Source organism: Sedimentimonas flavescens, assembly GCF_019264375.1.
GTDB classification, from domain to species: domain Bacteria; phylum Pseudomonadota; class Alphaproteobacteria; order Rhodobacterales; family Rhodobacteraceae; genus Rhodobacter; species Rhodobacter flavescens.
Map to the genome: position 1 here is coordinate 479,271 of NZ_JAHVAI010000001.1, position 18,619 is coordinate 497,889.

At 67.5% G+C, this 18,619-nt stretch carries 14 protein-coding genes; 7 read left to right on the forward strand and 7 right to left on the reverse strand.

Annotated elements, in window-relative coordinates:
• Window positions 1-7 precede the first annotated feature (7 nt).
• The 5 genes from KTQ37_RS02450 to KTQ37_RS02470 are packed head-to-tail and all read right to left on the reverse strand — an operon-like array spanning window position 8 to window position 6,139.
• Entirely contained in the window at window positions 8-661 is a 654-nt protein-coding gene (locus tag KTQ37_RS02450) for an ATP-binding cassette domain-containing protein (RefSeq protein ID WP_218628868.1), read from the reverse strand.
• On the reverse strand, window positions 658-2,259 hold the full coding sequence (locus KTQ37_RS02455; RefSeq protein WP_328799683.1) for an ABC transporter permease: 1,602 nt from the start codon (window positions 2,257-2,259) through the stop codon (window positions 658-660). Before KTQ37_RS02455 ends, KTQ37_RS02450 begins: the two co-directional genes overlap by 4 nt.
• A complete protein-coding gene (locus KTQ37_RS02460) occupies window positions 2,256-3,431 on the reverse strand; it encodes an ABC transporter substrate-binding protein (RefSeq protein WP_218628869.1) in 1,176 nt (391 codons plus the stop codon). The genes KTQ37_RS02455 and KTQ37_RS02460 overlap by 4 nt, the downstream gene beginning before the upstream one ends.
• A gap of 3 nt (window positions 3,432-3,434) precedes the next feature.
• Window positions 3,435-4,046, reverse strand: a complete 612-nt coding sequence (locus tag KTQ37_RS02465) for a CDP-alcohol phosphatidyltransferase family protein (protein WP_218628870.1) — start codon at window positions 4,044-4,046, stop codon at window positions 3,435-3,437.
• Window positions 4,043-6,139, reverse strand: coding sequence for an FAD-dependent oxidoreductase (locus tag KTQ37_RS02470; RefSeq protein WP_218628871.1), 2,097 nt, complete (start codon window positions 6,137-6,139; stop codon window positions 4,043-4,045). The genes KTQ37_RS02465 and KTQ37_RS02470 overlap by 4 nt, the downstream gene beginning before the upstream one ends.
• A gap of 127 nt (window positions 6,140-6,266) precedes the next feature.
• Here KTQ37_RS02470 and KTQ37_RS02475 point away from each other — a divergent pair, with 127 nt between their 5' ends.
• Both KTQ37_RS02475 and nagA read left to right on the forward strand, forming a co-directional pair.
• A complete protein-coding gene (locus KTQ37_RS02475) occupies window positions 6,267-7,097 on the forward strand; it encodes a glucosamine kinase nucleotide-binding domain-containing protein (RefSeq protein WP_218628872.1) in 831 nt (276 codons plus the stop codon).
• Entirely contained in the window at window positions 7,085-8,233 is a 1,149-nt protein-coding gene (gene nagA, locus KTQ37_RS02480; RefSeq protein WP_218628873.1) for an N-acetylglucosamine-6-phosphate deacetylase, read from the forward strand. The genes KTQ37_RS02475 and nagA overlap by 13 nt, the downstream gene beginning before the upstream one ends.
• Here the strand turns inward: nagA and serB are convergent.
• Window positions 8,209-9,081, reverse strand: a complete 873-nt coding sequence (gene serB, locus KTQ37_RS02485) for a phosphoserine phosphatase SerB (RefSeq protein WP_218628874.1) — start codon at window positions 9,079-9,081, stop codon at window positions 8,209-8,211. The two genes, nagA and serB, sit on opposite strands and share 25 nt — an antisense overlap.
• 254 nt (window positions 9,082-9,335) lie before the next feature.
• On the opposite strand from serB, the gene KTQ37_RS02490 reads away from it, so the two are divergent.
• The 5 genes from KTQ37_RS02490 to KTQ37_RS02510 all read left to right on the forward strand — a co-directional run bounded on the left by KTQ37_RS02490 (window position 9,336) and on the right by KTQ37_RS02510 (window position 16,547).
• Window positions 9,336-10,481 (forward strand): phosphoserine transaminase, encoded by a 1,146-nt coding sequence (locus KTQ37_RS02490; protein WP_218628875.1) that lies wholly within the window; start codon window positions 9,336-9,338, stop codon window positions 10,479-10,481.
• A 74-nt stretch (window positions 10,482-10,555) separates the two neighbouring features.
• Window positions 10,556-12,151: a phosphoglycerate dehydrogenase gene (gene serA / locus KTQ37_RS02495; protein WP_218628876.1), complete on the forward strand. Its 1,596-nt coding sequence runs from the start codon at window positions 10,556-10,558 to the stop codon at window positions 12,149-12,151.
• 65 nt (window positions 12,152-12,216) lie between these two features.
• A complete protein-coding gene (locus tag KTQ37_RS02500; RefSeq protein WP_218628877.1) occupies window positions 12,217-12,954 on the forward strand; it encodes a metallophosphoesterase family protein in 738 nt (245 codons plus the stop codon).
• Window positions 12,955-13,080: 126 nt separating this feature from the next.
• Entirely contained in the window at window positions 13,081-14,256 is a 1,176-nt protein-coding gene (locus KTQ37_RS02505) for an acetyl-CoA C-acyltransferase family protein (protein ID WP_218628878.1), read from the forward strand.
• Between the two features lie 98 nt (window positions 14,257-14,354).
• The gene (locus KTQ37_RS02510) at window positions 14,355-16,547 is read left to right on the forward strand and encodes a response regulator (RefSeq protein WP_218628879.1); all 2,193 of its coding nucleotides are present in this window, start codon (window positions 14,355-14,357) and stop codon (window positions 16,545-16,547) included.
• Here KTQ37_RS02510 and recQ read toward each other — a convergent pair.
• Entirely contained in the window at window positions 16,544-18,619 is a 2,076-nt protein-coding gene (gene recQ, locus KTQ37_RS02515; RefSeq protein ID WP_218628880.1) for a DNA helicase RecQ, read from the reverse strand. The genes KTQ37_RS02510 and recQ overlap by 4 nt on opposite strands.

The window sequence follows — 18,619 nt, forward strand, 5'->3', positions numbered from 1 at the left end:
GGCAAGGCTAGCCCCCGGCCCCGAGCGGCGCGATGGCAAGGCTTTGCCGGGCCACGGCGGCATCTTGCGCATCATGGCTGACCAGAAGCGCCGGAATTGCGGCCGCGCGCAAATGCTCAGCCACGAAATCGCGCATCCCGGCGCGCAGGGCGGGGTCGAGCGCGGCGAAGGGTTCATCGAGCAACAGCGCCCCCGGCTGCGCCAGCAACGCCCGCATCAGCGCGACACGCGCCCTCTGCCCGCCAGAAAGCGTAGCCGGATCGCGTGCGCCGTAGCCCGGAAGGCCTGCGCGCTCCAATGCCTCGCTCACCGCCGCGCGCCGCGCCGTGCGGCCCCGGAACTCGGGCGACAGGCCAAAGGCAAGATTGTCGCCCACCGACAGATGCGGGAACAGAAGCGCTTGCTGGAAGATCACGCCCACCCCGCGCCGCTCGGGCGGCAGGGCCAGCAGATCGCGCCCGTTCAGGCGAACCTGTCCGCTCAGAACGAAGCCGCGCGGCAGTTGCCCCGCGATACCGGCGATCAGGCTTGATTTGCCAACGCCCGACGGACCGGTCAGGCAGGCGATCTCGCCCGGCGCGATGCGCAGGCTGAGCGGCGCAAAGAGCGGCGCGGCAGCGCCGGGCGCGGTCAGGCAGAGGTCGTGCAACTCCAGCGTCATGGCGCACGCCCCCCTGAACCGCCCCGGCCATAGGCAGGCAAGGCCAGCGCCAGCGCGAAGGCCAGAAGCGGCAGCACCGCCTGCGCCAGCCCATAGACCGCAGCCACCCGCCGATCAGCCCCCGAGGCCAGAGCCACCGCCTCGGTCGTCAGCGTCGCCACCCGCCCCGCACCGGGCAGCAGAACCGCCAGATACTGCGCGACCGAGACGGCAAACCCCACCGCCGCCGCAGCCGCGATGGGCCGCGCCAGCAGCGGCAGCCGCACCCGCCACAGCTGTCGCCACGGCCCCGCCCCAAGGCTTGCCGCCGCGCGCAGCTGATCGGGGTCGAGCGCCCGCCACGGCCCGCCAAGCGACAGTAGCACATAGGGAAAGACGAAAAGCACCTCGGCCCAGATCACCGCGAGCGGTCCGGCGGGCAGGCCGAGCCACAAGAACCCCGTCGTCAGCCCCTGCAAGAACCCGATCTGCGGTAGCAACAAGGGCGCCACGATAATCGCCCCAAGGCGCAACGGGCGACCCGCGCGATGCTCGCCCTCCAGCACCGCGACCGCCAGCGTAAGCGCCAGAGACACGCTTGCCAGCCCGAGCCAGAGGCTGCGCAGCGCCACGGCAATCCAGTCGCCCCGCGCCCAGAGGGCAAGGCTCAGCCCCTCGGGCCAGAGGTCTGGAAAACGCCAGATCCCGGTGACGCTCCAGAGCGCCAGCACCGCCATGGCTGCAACGAACAACCCGCCTTGGGCGGCCATCACAACTGACCCCGGCCAGCGACGCGCGATGCCGCGCCGCCCCCGGCGCAGGGCCATAAGGCCGAAGGCCGTGCAGGCACGCTCGGCCAACCACCAGATGCCCGCCAGCGCGGCGGTCATTGCGACCAATCCAATGGCCAGCACCGAGGCCTCCGCCTGCCGCATCTCGGGCGCGGTATAAAGGCGCAGGATCTGCACGGCGAGCGTCGGCGGGTGCGAGGGGCCAAGGATCAGCGCCATGTCCACTACCGACAGCCCATAGGCCAGTACGATGAACACCGGCAGCCTCAGGCCGGGATAAAGCTGCGGCCAGATGACCCGCGCCCAGACCCGCCCCGGCGCGTAGCCAAGGCTGCGCCCCACCGCCATCTGCCCCGTGACATCGACCTGCGAGGCCGAGGCCAGCGTCATCAGCAAGAGGAACGGCAACTCCTTCAGCACCAGCCCCAGAACCAGTGCCGCCCCATAGGGATCGCCGGGCAGCGGCCATGCAGGCGGCACGGCCCAGCCCAAAACCTGCGCCAACGCGCGCCCGAACCAGCCCGAAGGGGCGATCAGGAACGCAAGCCCGATCGCCAGCGCCGCATGGGGCACCGCCAGCATCGGCGCCAGCCAGCGCGCGGCCCATGGCCGGCCCATGATCCACAGCCCGAGCGGCACTGACAACGCCAGCGAAAGCACCGTCGCGCCAATCCCGGTGATCAGCGTCAGCCGCAGACCGCCCCACAGCCCCGGCAGCGCCAGAACCTTCGTCCAATCCGCACCCCATGCCGCGGCCAGCGTCAGCCCGACGCCCACCAGAACCGGCGCGCCAATCAGCATCGCGACAAGGGCGCGCAGCCAAATCACGGGGTGTAGCGCTTCGCCCAATCCGCGGTCAGGCGGGTCATCCAGCTTGGATGCGGCTCGGGCAGGGTCGGGCCAAGCTGCTCCAGCGTCGGCAGCGCGGGGGCCGAGGGCAGCGCCGCGAAAGCCGCGCGGGCCGCGTCGTCCAGCATGGACGGGTCAAGAACCGAATAGCTGCCCAGAACGTTCACATCCTGCATATGCGCCTGCGTCGCCGGGTCGAGCAGGAAGTTTGCCACCACCTCGGCCCCGGCGCGATTGGCCGCGTTGAACGGTATCGCCACGAAAGAGACATTGCCGATCGTGCCGCCCTCAGGGGTGAAGACGCGCACGCTTTCGGGCAGCACCCCTTGGGCGATCAGCGCGGCGGGCGCGGCCGGATCGAAGAACATGGCGATATCAACCTCGCCATCGGCCAGAAGTTGCGCCTGCACGCTTTCATTCTCGGGGAAGGCCTGCCCCGCGCGCCACAGGTTCGGGCGCAGCGCGTCATACCAGGCCCAAAGCGGCGCAGTCTGCGCGGCATAACCTGCATCGGTGACCGGAGCGGCCAGCGCGGCGGGATCGGGTGCAAGCTCGGCCAGCGCCTGTTTCAGGAAGGTCGCGCCCATGAAATTGGCCGGGTTCGGATGCGTCAGCCGCCCCGGATGCGCCGCCGCCCAAACCGGGAAATCAGCCATGCGCGCAGGAGGCTCGACCCGCGCGGCATCATGGGCAAAGACAAACTTGGCCAGCCGCCAGGGCGCCTCCATCCCCTCGACCGGCACGGTGAAATCGGTGGCCGCGGGCGCGCCTTCGGAAAGATCAAGATACCGCGCATTGGGCAGATCAGCCACGAAGGGGCCGTGCAGCAGCCCCGCCTCTTTCATCGCCAGAAAGTTCGGCCCGTTGATCCAGATGAGGTCTACTGCCCCGCCCGTTTTCTGCCCGGCGGCCTTCTCGGCCTGCACACGGGCAACCGCCTCGGCGGTGTCCGACAGCTTGACCTGCGTGACCTTGACGCCGAACTGCTCCTCGGTTTGCGCACCGACCCAAGCGATGAAATCATTGGTACGCTGATCGCCGCCCCAGGCGTTGAAATAGACCGTCTGGCCCCGCGCCTCGGCCAGGGTCTCGGACCAGTCCGCCAGCGCGGGGCTGGCCGCCAGCATCAGTGCAAGCGCAAGAAATCGCATGGATCATCCTTTGTCGAAGGCCCGCCAGCCCATGGCCCAGCGGGTCAGAGTGGTCACGCCGCAGGCCGCGGCGAAGAGATAGGCCAACGCGGGGAACGCCGTAGGCCAGAGGCAGATCAGCACGAAGAAGGCGATGGTTTCCGCCCCCTCGGTCAGACCGCCCAGATAATAGATACCCTTGGCCGGGAAGGCTTCGGCCCGCATCCCGCGCTTGGCCGCGATGGTCGAGAAAGCCAGAAAGCTTGACCCCGTGCCGACGAAAGCGGCGATCAGCACGGCGGCGGGCAGCGCATTCACTTGCGGATCGGCCAGCGCGAACCCCAGGGGCACCAGCGCGTAGAAGACGAAATCGAGCGCGATATCGAGGAACGCACCCCGGTCGGTTGCCCCCCTCAGCCGCGCGACGGCGCCATCGAGGCCGTCGGCCAGCCGGTTGAGCAAGATCAGCGCCAGCGCGACGCCGAAGGCCTGCATCGCCAGCGCCGGCACTGCCGCAAGCCCAAGGCCAAAGCCCGCCAGCGTCACCTGATCGGCGCGCACCCCCGCCGCCACAAGGGCGCGGGCGGGGGGCTCCATCATCCGGCGCAGCGCCGGGGCGATCAGCGCGTCGATCATCCGCGCCTCCATGCATGAAACCGCGCGGCCAGCGCCAGGAGGCGCGGGTTGACGCGCGCCTGCCGCCAGCGACCGGCTGCGTTCTTGGCGGCCTCGGACCACGACGGGTAGATATGCGGCGTCGAGAGGATCTTGCCCAAGCCCAGCCCGTGACGCATCGCCAGGGTGAATTCGGACAGGATCTCGGCGGCATGGGGGCCAATCACGGTGGCTCCCAGAATCCGGTCGCTCCCCTTCGCCGTCAGCACCTGCACGAAACCAGAGCCTTCGCCTTCGGTCACCGCACGGTCGAGATCGGCCAGCGGATAGCGGGTGACGTCATGGGCCAGCCCCTGCGCCTGCGCCTCGGCCACGCTCAGACCGACGCGGGCGACCTCGGGCGCGGTGAAAACCGCATGGGGAATCGTTGCCTCGGCCCGGAACCGCCAGAATGGCGCGGCCAGCGCATTCGCCGCCGCGATCCAGCCCTGATGGCCGGCGGCATTCGTCAGTTGCTGCGGCCCCGCCGCATCGCCCGCCGCGTAGATGCCGGGGACAAGCGTTTGCAGATAGTCGTCAGTCTCGATCACCGGGCCAGCGGCGATGCCCAGATCCTCAAGCCCCATCCCCTCGATCCGCGCGCGCCGCCCCGTCGCCAGCAAAAGCGTGCCGAAGGGAACCTCGGCGCCATCCTCCAGCACCGCCACGCCCGGCGCAAAACGCACGACGCGCCCCTCGATCAGCCGCACGCCGTCCGCCTCAAGTCCCGCGCGCACAAGGGCTGCGGCCTCGGGCTCCTCGCGCGCAAGGATCGCGCCTGCCTCGATCAGCGTCACCCCCGCGCCAAGCCGCGCCAGCGCCTGCGCCAGTTCGCACCCCATCGCCCCACCGCCAAGGATCAAGAGATCGCGCGGCGGGGCGTCAAGCTGCGCAAGATGCTCCCACAGGGTTTCCGAGGTCAGCGGCGCGGCGGTTTCGATACCGGGTATCGGCGGGATAACCGGCGCGGCGCCGGTGGCCAGAACGATGGCGCGGGCACTCAGCCGCTGGCCGTCCACCTCGACCGTCCAGGGATCGACAAGGCGCGCGCGGCCCCGCAGCACCTCGACGCCCAAGCCGCGATAGCGTTCCTCGGAATCGTTCGGCTCAATGGCGGTGATGGCGCGGCGCACATGGGCCATAACAGCGGGAAAATCGACCCGCGCCTGACCGGCGACACCGAGCCCTGCGTTGCCACGCGCCGCCACCGCCGCACGGGCAGCCGAGATCAGCGCCTTCGAGGGCACGCAGCCGTAGTTCAGGCAATCGCCCCCCATTGGCCCCTCGGCGATCAGCGTGACGCGCGCCTTGGCCGCCGCCGCGACATAGGCCGCGACCAGCCCTGCGGCACCGCCACCGATCACGATCAGATTGCGATCGAACCTGGCGGGCCGGGGCCAGCGCGCGGCCCGCCTGCGTGCCTCGATCAGCCGCAGCACCAGCCGCGTGATCCAGGGCAGAACGCCAAGCAGCACGAAGGCGCCGATCAGGCCGGGGCTGAGCACGTCCGAGAGGCTCTCGATCCGGCCAAGCTGGGTGCCTGCGAAGACGAAGGCCGCCGTGCCGGGCAGCATCCCCAACTGGCTGACGCCGTAAAACGTGGCCGCGCGCATCGGCGTCAGGCCAAAGGCGAGGTTCACCGCGAAGAACGGCACAACCGGGATAAGCCGCAGGGAAAACAGGTAAAACGCCCCGTCGCGCGCCAGCCCCTTGTCGATCCGGGCCGCACGCGGGCCGAGGCGAGCACGCACCCAGTCGCGCGCCAGATAGCGTGCCACCAGAAAGGCCAAGCTGGCGCCGATGCTTGAAGCGAAGGACACGAGCGCCAGCGCCCCCCAGAAGCCAAACAGTGCCCCGGCAAGCAAAGTCATCCAGACCGCGAAGGGCAACGAGGCCGCGGCCACCGCGACATAGACCCCGAAGAACGCTGCCGGCAGCACGCCGGGGTGCTCGGCACGCCATGCCTCAAGCCGCGCCAGCAGGTCGCGCAGCGCGCCCGGATCGGGATCGGCCGCCCAGATCACCCCCGCGAGGCCAAGGGCGATCAAGGCGATGAACAGGATCGGTTTGCGCAAGCGGTTTCCCTTCGGTGGATTGCCCCAGACATATCGGGCGACTAGCCTCAAAGTCCATCTTGCATTCCCCTCCCGTCTGGCCAATTCGTCTACGCGGACACAGGCGTTACACGTCGAGAGGCAGACGATGTATTTTCTGGGCATGGATGGCGGAGGCACCGGCTGCCGCGCCGCATTAAGTGACATTGACGGCCATATCCTGGGCGAGGGCCGCGCGGGCTCCGCAAACATGGCCTCGGATTTCGAGGGCGCGCTCGGCAATATCCTGAGCGCGGCCGAGCAGGCACTGGCCGGGCGCGATCCGGGCCAAGTGCGCGCCGTGCTGGGGCTTGCCGGGTCGAATTTCTCAGGCATGGGCGCCCGCATGGAAGCCGCGCTGCCGTTTCGCGCACGCGTGGTTCAGGACGTCGCGACCTCGGTGCGCGGCGCGCTTGGCACGGCGGACGGGATCGTCGCGGCCATCGGCACGGGATCGGTCTTCGCGCGCCAGAGCGACGGGCAGATCCGCGCAATCGGCGGCTGGGGCCTGCGCTTGGGCGACGAGGCCTCGGGCGCCTGGATCGGGCGCGCGCTCTTGATGCGCGCGACGCGGATGCTCGACGGCTATATTCCGCCCACCCCGCTTCTGGCCCAGATCGCGGGCGAGTTGGGCGGCGCGCCTGGCATCGTGACCTTCAGCCTGCGCGCGACGGCTGCGGAATATGCCGCCCTTGCCCCGCGCGTGCTGGCGGCCGAGGCGACCGATCCGGCCGCCGCCCATGTGCTGGACGCGGCACGGGCCGAGATCCGCTCGGCCATCCAGATCCTGCAACCGCGCGAGGCTCCACTGCCGGTAGTCTGGATTGGCGGCCTAGGCCCGAAACTTGCGCTGACGGACTGGCCCATGCAATCGCCCCTTGGCACTTCCCTCGACGGCGCGCTACTGATGGCCCGCGAGGAGAGCACATGGCAGACCTGATCCTGACTGGCGCAAAGATTTTCGACGGCGAGAGCTGGCACGAAAATCATGCGCTGGTGCTGCGTCAGGGGAAAATCGCCACTCTGGTGTCGGAAGACATGGCCCCTGACGGCCCGCGCGAGCAGATCAGCGGCACCTTGGCCCCGGGCCTGATCGACCTTCAACTGAACGGTGGCGGTGGGGTGATGCTGGACGGTGCGGCCAGCGTGCAAAGCATTGCGACGATCTGCGAGGCCCATGCGCGGCTTGGCGCAACCGGCATCCTGCCCACGTTGATCACCGACAGCGCCGCCGCGACGCAGACCGTGCTCGCCGCGGCCATCGCTGCCGTGCCGCGTGTGCCGGGCTTTCTGGGCCTGCACCTCGAAGGCCCGCACCTCGATCCGCGCCGCCCCGGCTGCCATCCGCCCCAGCATATCCGCCCGATGACCGAAGAGGACATCGAGGTCCTGCTTGAGGCCGTAACCGGCCTGCCCGCGCTGATGATCACGCTGGCCCCCGCCGCCGTCACGCCGGAACAGATCGCACGGCTGGTCGGCAATGGCATCGTCGTCAGCCTCGGCCACAGCGACTGCACCTATGACGAGGCCCGCGCCGCGATCGATGCCGGAGCAAGCGTCGTCACGCATCTGTTCAACGCCATGTCGCAGCTTGGCTCGCGCGAGCCGGGCCTTGTGGGCGCGGCGCTCGATCTGCCGGTGGATGTGGGGCTGATCGCCGATGGGATCCATGTCCATCCGGCTACCCTGCGCATGGCGCTGGCAGCCAAACGCCACGGGCGCATGTTCCTTGTGTCGGACGCGATGGCCGCCGCCGGTACCGATCTGGCCGAATTCGACCTTGCGGGCCAGCGCATCCTGCGCCGCGATGGCGCGCTGCGGCTGGAGAACGGAACGCTCGCCGGGGCCGATCTCAGCCTGCCGCAGGCGATCCGCACGCTGATCACTCAGGCCGGGGTGCCTGCCGGACAAGCCATCGCGATGGCCAGCGCCATTCCCGCCTCGGTCATCGGCGCGCGCGCCGGGCGCATCGCGCCGGGGCTGCCCGCCGATCTGGTTCTCTTTGATGACGACTGGAACCTGACCCGCGTCTGGCGCGCGGGCAAAGCGCTTCAGGCGAACTCTTCGACCGCGTAGCCCTGAATGTAGAGCAGCGCTGACAGGTCGCCGTGGTTGATGCGGATATCGCATTGCGCCGCGACCGAGGGCTTGGCGTGCAGCGCAACGCCCGCGCCCGCAAGGTTCAGCATCCCCAGGTCATTCGCCCCGTCACCCACCGCCATGACAGCGTCATGCGACAGCCCAAGCCGTTCGGTGATCTCGATCAGCGCCTGCACTTTGGCCTCGCGGCCCAGGATCGGGCGCGAGGGCACGCCGGTCAGCTTGCCATCCTCGATCATCAGGATATTGGCGCGGTTCTCGTCGAAGCCGAGCGTCTCAGCGACAAAGCCGGTGAAGGCGGTGAACCCGCCCGACACGAGCGCGCAATAGGCGCCATTGGCCTTCATGGTGCGCAGCAGATCATGGCCGCCCGGCATGAAAGTGATGCGCTCTTCGATCACTTGCGTGATGACGCTTTCGGGCAGGCCACGCAGCAGGCCCACACGCTCGGTCAGCGCGCCTTCGAAATCCAGCTCGCCATTCATCGCGCGGGCGGTGATTTCTTTCACCCGCTCGCCCACGCCCGCCACATCGGCCAGCTCGTCGATGCATTCCTGCTGGATCATCGTGCTGTCCATATCGGCCAGAAGCATCTGCTTGCGCCGCCCCGCCTCAGGCTGCACCACCAGATCGAGGCCGAGCGCCTGCATCCCTTCCCAGACCGACCAGCGGTTGGCCGGGATCGCCTCAATCGGAAACTCGGCGGCCACACCGGGGTTGAGCCAACGCACATCGCCCCCCGCCCAGGCATCGCGCAGCGATTCGACGGCGACGCGCTCAAGATTGGCGGATTTCGGGTCGGCAAGCAGGGTGACGATATACATGGGCAAGGTCCGCTAGGTTATCCGGTCGGGCGCTGACGCGCGGTCCGCCGCGCCTTATCGCAAAACACGGCGCGGTGCAAAGGTGGCGCGGCCCGTGGGGCGAAGTTTCCGATAGTGAACGCCGATGTCGCTTTCGTGTGCAGATGCGGCGTATTGGGCCAATTTTCCTCTTGTGCGGAATCACGCGCCCCCGTATTTGCGGCGACGGGACACCTCTCCCCAACGAGAGGCGTTTATCTGGAAGGATACCATTGATGGCTAACCAAGCTCCGGCCGCGCGGCCGGCCAATCCGCGCTTCTCCTCGGGCCCCTGCTCGAAGATCCCCGGTTTCTCCCTCGATATGCTTGCCGACGCGCCCCTGGGCCGTTCGCACCGTGCCGCTGTCGGCAAGGCCAAGCTGAAAGAGGCGATCGACCTCACCCGCGAAATTCTGGGCGTGCCCGCGGATTACCGCATCGGCATCGTTCCCGCCTCGGACACCGGCGCCGTCGAAATGGCGCTGTGGTCGCTGCTGGGCGCCCGCCCTGTCACCATGTGCGCCTGGGAATCGTTCGGTTCGGGCTGGGTGACCGACGTGGTCAAGCAGCTCAAGCTCGACGCGACCGTCAAGGAAGCCGGTTACGGCGACATCGTTGACTTCGCGACCGTCGATTTCAACACCGACGTCGTTTTCACCTGGAACGGCACCACCTCGGGCGTGCGCGTGGCCAATGGCGATGCGATCCCGGCCGACCGCGAAGGCCTGACCATCTGCGACGCGACCTCGGCCGCGTTTGCCATGGAACTGCCCTGGGACAAGCTCGACGTCACCACCTTCTCCTGGCAGAAGGTTCTGGGTGGCGAGGGTGGCCACGGCGTGCTGATCCTGTCGCCCCGCGCTGTCGAGCGTCTGGAAAGCTACAAGCCCGCGTGGCCGCTGCCCAAGATCTTCCGCATGACCAAGGCTGGCAAGCTGATCGAAGGTATCTTCGTCGGCGAGACCATCAACACCCCCTCGATGCTCTGCGTCGAAGACTATCTGGTGGCGATGAAATGGGCGCAAACCGTGGGCGGCCTGAAAGGGCTGGTCGCACGCGCCGAAGCCAATGCGAAAGTGGTGTGGGATTTCTGCGCCGCCCGTCCGTGGATCGCGAACCTCGCCAATGACCCGGCGACGGCCTCGACCACCTCGGTCTGCCTGAAGTTCACCGACGAGCGCATCAAGGACGGCGCCGCCTTCGCCAAGGCCGTGGCCAAGCGTCTCGAGAAAGAGGACGTCGCCCTTGATATCGGCGCTTACCGCGATGCCCCGGCGGGCCTGCGCATCTGGTGCGGCTCGACCATCGAGGCGGCGGATGTCGCGGCGCTGATGCCCTGGCTCGAATACGCCTTCGAGGCGGAAATCGCGGCGCAAGCCTGATTTGCGAAGTCCGATGGGCGCCCCGGCGGCGCCCGTCCTTCCCCAGATTACATCAAGATTCAGGAGCCCCAGAAATGGCCCCCAAGGTTCTCATCTCCGACGAACTCTCCGACGCCGCCGTGCAGATCTTCCGCGACCGCGGGATCGAGGTGGATTTCCAGCCGAAGCTCGGCAAGGACAAGGAAAAGCTGGCCGAGATCATCGGCAACTATGACGGTCTCGCGATCCGCTCGGCCACCAAGGCCACCGCAGCGCTGCTCGAAAAGGCTACCAACCTCAAGGTGATCGGCCGCGCCGGTATCGGTGTCGACAACGTCGACAAGGAAGCCGCGTCCAAGAAGGGTGTCATCGTCATGAACACCCCCTTCGGCAACATGATCACCACCGCCGAGCACGCCATTGCGATGATGTTCGCCGTGGCCCGCCAGATCCCCGAGGCCTCGGCCTCGACCCATGCGGGCAAGTGGGAAAAGTCGAAGTTCATGGGCGTCGAGCTGACCGCCAAGACGCTTGGCGTCATCGGTGCGGGCAACATCGGCGGCATCGTGTGCGATCGCGCCAAGGGCCTGAAAATGAAGGTCATCGCGTTCGACCCCTTCCTGTCGGAAGAAAAGGCCGAGAAGATGGGCGTCGAGAAGGTGGAACTGGAAGAGCTGCTCAAGCGCGCCGACTTCATCACCCTGCACGTGCCGCTGACCGACTCGACCCGCAACATCCTGTCGCGCGAGAACCTCGAGAAGACCAAACCCGGCGTGCGCATCATCAACTGCGCCCGTGGCGGTCTGGTTGATGAAGAGGCGCTGGCCGACCTGCTGAAATCGGGCCATGTCGCGGGCGCCGCCTTCGACGTGTTCTCGGTCGAGCCGGCCACCGAAAACCCGCTGTTCGGTCTGCCGAACGTGGTCTGCACCCCGCACCTGGGCGCCGCGACCACCGAAGCGCAGGAGAACGTGGCCCTTCAGGTCGCCGAGCAGATGTCGAACTACCTGCTCGACGGCGCTGTCGAAAACGCGCTCAACATGCCCTCGATGACCGCCGAAGAGGCCAAGGTCATGGGTCCCTGGGTGAAGCTGTCGGAATACCTGGGCGGTTTCGTCGGCCAGATGACCGATGAGCCGATCAAGGCGATCAACATCACCTATGATGGCCTCGTGTCGAAGATGAACCTCAAGGCGCTCGACTGCGCCGTTGTCGCCGGCATCATGCAGCGCGCCAACCCCGACGTGAACATGGTCTCGGCCCCGGTGATCGCGAAAGAGCGCGGCATCCAGATCTCGACCACCACGCAGGACAAGTCGGGCGTGTTCGACGGCTACGTCAAGGTTACCGTGGTCACCGACGCGCGTGAGCGTTCGATCGCGGGCACCGTGTTCTCGGATGGCAAGCCGCGCTTCATCCAGATCAAGGGCATCAACGTGGACGCCGAAGTCGGCAACCACATGCTCTACACCACCAACAAGGACGTGCCCGGCATCATCGGCAAGCTCGGCACGCTGCTTGGCAACCACGACGTGAACCTCGCGAACTTCACCCTGGGCCGCTCGGCCGCGGGTGGCGAGGCGATCGCCATCGCCTATCTCGACAACGCGCTCGACGCCTCGATCGTGGCCGAGCTCGAGGCGACCGGTCTCTTCCAGCAGGTGAAACCGCTGGAATTCAACGTCGACTGAGCTAAGTTCGCACCATGCCCAAGGGCCCCTCGCCACGGCGGGGGGCCCTATTCATTGGAACGAGAATGCGCATCTACGCCATCGGTGACATCCACGGCCAGCTTGACCGCCTCAAGGCGGCGCACGCGCTGATCGAAAGCGACCGCCGCCAGACCGGCGACGTGGCCGCCCGCGTCGTGCATGTCGGCGATCTGGTGGACCGTGGTCCGCGCTCGGCCGGGGTGATCGACTATCTGATGCAGGGACAGGCCGACGGGCGCCCGTGGGAGGTGCTGCGCGGCAATCACGACCGGATGTTCCTGGGCTTTCTGGACGACCCCTATTACCACGACCCGATGCTGCGCTTCGGCATCGAATGGCTGCACCCACGGGTCGGAGGCTGCACCACGCTTGAATCCTACGGCGTCGCCAATGCCGAGGACCGCCCGCTTGATCAGGTGCACCGCGACGCAGTCGCTGCGGTGCCCGCTCGCCATCGCGAATGGCTGGCCGCGCTGCCGATCCGGCTGCGCACGGAACGGGCGTTCTTCGCCCATGCCGGGGTCCGTCCGGGGGTGGATCTGGACGCGCAGGTCGAGGACGATCTGCTCTGGATCCGGCGGGAATTCCTTGACGACCGGCGCGATCACGGGGTGCTTGTCGTGCATGGCCATACAGCCATTGATGAGGTTACCCACTATGGCAACCGCATCAACCTCGACACCAGCGCGGGCTACGGCGGGCCGGTCTCGGCCGTCGTGATTGAAGGCGACGAGGTCTGGCTGCTGAGCGAAAGCGGGCGGGTTCCCCCCGCGGCGGGCTGAACCGGGCGTTTTTCGCGGCAAATATTCGCCTGACCCTCGTTTCTGGGCGTTATTTCCCTAACGGAAACTGGCGCAATTGGATTTCGCACGATAACGTCCGATTCGAACCAACGAGGGGGACCCTACATGACTGGCATCGTTATCCTTTCCGGCGCGCGCACCGCTATCGGTACTTTCGGCGGAAGCCTTGCGGGCTTTTCGCCCATCGATCTGGCCACGCTGGTCAACAAGGCCGCGATCGAGCGCGCCGGGATCAGCGCCGACAAGATCGGCCAGGTCGTGCTGGGCCATGTGATCAATACCGAACCGCGCGACATGTATGTCTCGCGCGTGGCCTCGGTCCAGGCTGGCGTTCCGGTCGGCACCCCGGCGATGAACGTCAACCGTCTGTGCGGCTCGGGCGCCCAGGCCATCGTCTCGGCCACCCAGTCGCTGATGCTGGGCGATGCCGATTTCGCGCTGGCTGGCGGTGCGGAGTGCATGAGCCGCGCCCCCTACATCATCCCCTCCGCCCGTTTCGGCCAGAAGATGGGCGACACCAGCGTTATCGACATGATGGTTGGCGCGCTGACCTGCCCCTTCGGCACCGGCCACATGGGCGTGACCGCCGAGAACGTCGCCTCGGAATGCGAGATCACCCGTGAAGAGCAAGACGCCTTCGCGCTGGAAAGCCAGAACCGCGCCGCCGCAGCCATCGCCGCTGGCGTCTTCAAGGATGAGATCGTCCCGGTCGAGATCGTCTCGCGCAAGGGCACCGTGGTCTTCGACACCGACGAGCACCCCAAGGCGACCTCGCTCGACAAGCTCGGCGGGCTGAAGGCCGTGTTCAAGAAGGGCGGCTCGGTCACCGCCGGTAACGCATCGGGCATCAACGACGGTGCGGCCGCCGTGGTACTGGCGCGCGAAGAGGCCGCCGCCGCTGCGGGCCTTAAGCCGCGCGCCAAGATCCTGGGCTACACGGTTTCGGGCGTGCGCCCCGAGGTGATGGGCCTTGGCCCGATCCCGGCCGTGCAGCAGCTGTGCGAAAAGATCGGCCTGAACGTGTCAGACTTCGACGTGATCGAGTCGAACGAAGCCTTCGCCGCGCAGGCGCTGGCCGTCACCAAGGGCCTGGGCCTCGATCCGGCCAAGGTCAACCCGAACGGCGGCGCCATCGCGCTTGGCCACCCGATCGGCGCGACCGGTGCGATCCTGACGGTCAAGGCGCTTCATCACCTGGAGCGCACCGGCGGCAAGCGCGGCCTGATCACCATGTGCATCGGCGGCGGTCAGGGCATCGCCATCGCGATCGAACTCTGCTGAGAGTGATCTGGCGCGGCGGGTCATCCCGCCGCGCCGCTTAAGGGTTAATTCATTCCCCGCTGCCAATCTGCGCCAATGAGCGGAATGGATGTGCGGGGATGAGTGCCAGCATCATCGAAAAACTGGCGCAGGAACGGCGTGCCCGGCTGGCCGCCGAGCGGCTGCTGGAGCAAAAGAAGCGTGAGCTGTTCGCCGCGAACGAAAAGCTGTCGCATCACGCCCGGGCGCTTTCCGACCAGATCGTGCAGCAGCGCCATGGGCTTGAACGCGCCCTGACCGAGGCCGCTACTCTCAAGGGCGAAAACAGCAAGGTACGCTTCGATCTCGCGCGGGCGACCTCGCTTGCGCAAAGCGCGCAGCGGCGCCTGTGGGACGCTCTGGAAACCATCCGCGACGGCTTTGCCCTGTTCGATGACGATCTGCGGCTGGTGGCCGCCAACAAGGCATATTTGTCATTCTTTCGTGGCAATGAGGCCGTCAGCATCGGCACAACCTATGACGCGGTGCTGCGACAGATCGCCGAGAACGGTCTGGTCGAACTGAACGGGCGCGACCCGCAGGATTGGCACCGGCAGATGCTGGCCCGTATCCGCAGCCCGCGCATCGACCCTTTCGTGCTGACCACGCCGCAGGGCCGCCACATCCGCCTGATCGACCGCTGGGGCGAAGACGGCGATCTGGTCTGCCTGTCGCAGGACATCACCGCCATGATCCGCCGCGAGGCCGAGCTGGAAGAGGCCCGCTTGCGCGCCGAGGCCGCGAACCGCGCCAAATCGACCTTCCTCGCCAATATGAGCCACGAGATCCGTACGCCGATGAACGGCGTGGTCGGCATGGCCGAACTGCTGACCGAGACCGAACTGACCGAGGAGCAGCGGCTTTATGCAGAGACCATCCGCTCTTCGGGCGAGGCGCTGCTGGCGATCATCAACGACGTGCTGGATTACTCCAAGATCGAGGCCTCGCGCATCAAGCTGCGCCCCGAGCCCTTCGATCTGGAGCGCTGCCTGCACGAGATCATGGTGCTGCTGCAACCCTCGGCGCGCGAGAAGGGCGTGAACCTGCTGGTCGATTACGACCTCTTCCTGCCCACGCGCTTCATCGCCGATCCCGGGCGGATGCGGCAGATCCTGATGAACCTGATCGGCAATGCGGTGAAATTCACCCCCTCGGGCCATGTCCTTGCCCGCGTCGTCGGCTTCGAGGGCGAGGACGCCGCCTATGAACTGCACATCACCGTCGAGGATACCGGCATCGGCATCGCACCCGAGCATGTCGAGCATATCTTCGGCGAGTTCAACCAGGTCGACAGTGCCGCGAACCGCAAGTTCGAGGGGACCGGTCTTGGCCTTGCAATCACGCGCCAACTGATCGAACTGATGGGCGGCGCACTCTGGGTCGATAGCGAGTTGGGCGCGGGGGCCTGCTTTGGATTTCGCCTCTCCCTGCCCCGCGCCGAGCCGCCCAACGCCGCCAACCCGCCCGGCCCGCCGATCGCACTGCGCAGTGCACTGGTCATCGACCCGATGCTGGTCAACCGCGCCGTCGTCACGCGGCAGCTGGAGGGCTGCGGGCTTGCCGTCAGCGCAAGTCAGGATGTCGAGGAGGCGCTGAGGCTGATCGAGGCCGGCGGGCGGTTCGACGTGATCCTGACCGACGATGCGCCGTCCGGCAGCGAAAGCTCGATCTGCCAAACGCTGCGGGCGCGCGGCGTCACGGCGCCCATTCTTCTGGTCACGGCCCACCGCGACGCGGTGACCGGGGATTGCTTCTGCGCGCGCCTCGACAAGCCGGTGCTGCGCGCAGCGCTTTACCGGGAATTGCAGGCACTCTCCTCCACGCGCGGCGCGCAGAACCGGACGGGCCAACCGCCGCTGCGGCGGATGCGTATCCTTGCGGCCGAGGACAACCTGACCAACCAGCTCGTCTTCTCGAAAATGGTGAAGGATCTGACGATCGAGGTGCATTTCGCCAATAACGGGCATGAGGCGGTGGCACAGTGGCGCGCACTGCGGCCCGACCTGATCTTCATGGATATTTCGATGCCGGGGATGGATGGCTGCGATGCGACCCGTGCGATCCGCGCCGCTGAGGCCGAAACCGGGGGCCATGTGCCGATCTGCGCGCTGACCGCCCATGCGATGGAGGGCGACAGCGATCCGCTGTTCGCCGCCGGGGTCGATCATTACCTGACGAAGCCTTTGAAAAAGGGCGCGATTGCCGATCTGATCCACGCCTGCCAGCCCGAGGGCACCTTGCCGATCCTGCCGGAAGAGGCGGTGCAGGCCTAGCGATATTCCTCGATCAGCGACAGGAATACCTCGGCGAAACGCTCGACCTTGGCCTCTCCCATGCCCGCAATCCGCGCCAGATCGCTGCGCGAGCGCGGCTTGGCCTCGGCGATCTTGCGCAGGGTCGATTGCGTGCAGCTCAGGTAGCGATCATTGCCGTGACCGCCATGGGCCAGATCAAGCTGCGCCTGCGCGAGACGGTCGAAGAGCGCCCCCTCCTCGCGCCCGGCAAGCTTCATCCGCGCGGGGTGGATGTCACCCGCCCCCGCCCCGGCGATCACCTCAAGGAAGGCCGCACCGTAACTGTCGAGCTTCTTCGCCCCCACCCCGTTGATCCGCGCCATCTGGTCGATGCTGGCAGGGCGCGCCTCGGCCATCTCGATCAGGGTGCGGTCGGGAAAGATCATATAGGCGGGCAGGCCCGCAGCCTCGGACAGCGCGCGCCGCTTGGCCTTGAGCGCGGACAGAAGCGGCGCATCCTCGTCTGAGACCAGCGCCTTGACCACGGGCCGACCCTTGGCCTTGCGGATCAGGTCGCGGCGCAGGGTGATCCCCTCTTCGCCGCGCAGGATCGGGCGGGCGCGATCGGTCATTACCAGCGCGCCGTGACGCTCGACATCGGGGCGCACAAGGTCGTGGCCCATCATCTGCCGGAATACCGCCTGCCATTGCGGGCGGGTCATGTCGCGGCCCACGCCGAAGGTGGGCAGCTTGTCGTGACCGCGCGCGGTGATGCGCTCGTTCGTGTTGCCCATCAGGATCTCGATCAGGTGGCCCGCGCCATAGCTTTCGCCCGTGCGCAGCGCGGCCGAAAGCGCCTTGCGCACGGCCTCAGTGCCGTCGAAGAGATCGGGCGGGGTTTCGCACAAATCGCAATTTCTGCAGGGCTCGGCCATCTCTTCGCCGAAATAGGCCAGCAGCTTCTGGCGGCGGCAGGAATTGGCCTCGGCCAGACCGAGCAGCGCATTGAGGCGCGCGTGATCGGCACCCTTGCGCTCAGACGGTGCGAGGCCCTCGTCGATCTGCTGGCGGCGAAAGCGGATATCGTCGGGGCCATAAAGGGTCAGTGTCTCGGCCGGGGCCCCATCGCGGCCCGCGCGGCCGATCTCTTGATAGTAACCCTCAATGGATTTGGGCAGATCGGCATGGGCGACCCAGCGAATGTCGGGCTTGTCGATCCCCATGCCGAAGGCGACCGTAGCCACCACGATCAGCCCATCCTCGCGCTGAAAGCGGGCCTCGACGGTGCGGCGATCCTCGGCCTCCATCCCGCCGTGATAGTGGCAGGCGGGGTGCCCGGCCTCGTTGAGCGCCTTGGCAAGGCTTTCGGTCCGCGCGCGCGAGGCGCAATAGACGATGCCGGACTGACCCCGGCGCGCGGCGGCAAAGCGCAGGATCTGCTGGCGCGGCTGGTCCTTGGGCTCGAAAGCCAGATGGATATTGGGCCGGTCGAAGCCGCGCAGGAAGGTCGCCGGGGCCTGGCCGTCAAACAGGCGTGAGACGATCTCGGCGCGGGTTTCCTCGTCGGCGGTGGCCGTGAAGGCGGCCAGCGGCACGCCAAGGGCGCGCTTCAGCTCACCTATACGTAGGTAGTCGGGGCGGAAATCATGGCCCCACTGGCTGACGCAATGCGCCTCATCGACCGCAATCAGCCGCGTGCCCGCGCGCCGCAACAGCCCCAGCGTGGCGACCGAGGCCAACCGTTCAGGCGCGATATAGAGCAGCTTGAGGCAGCCCGCGTCGATCGCGGCAAAGACCGCCTCCGTCTCTTCCTCCGTATTGCCCGAGGTCAGCGCACCGGCCTCGACCCCCGCCTCGCGCAGCGCGCGCACCTGATCGCGCATCAGCGCGATCAGCGGCGAGATGACGACCGTCATCCCCGGCAGGCACAGCGCCGGTAACTGGAAGCACAGCGACTTGCCGCCGCCTGTGGGCATGATGGCCAGCGTGTCGCGCCCGGCCAGAACCGCGCGCACAATCTCTTCCTGACCCGGCCGGAACGCCTGAAACCCGAAGACCGAGGCCAGCAGCGCGCCGGGATCGGGCGCAGGATCGGTCACCGGGTCCAGCAT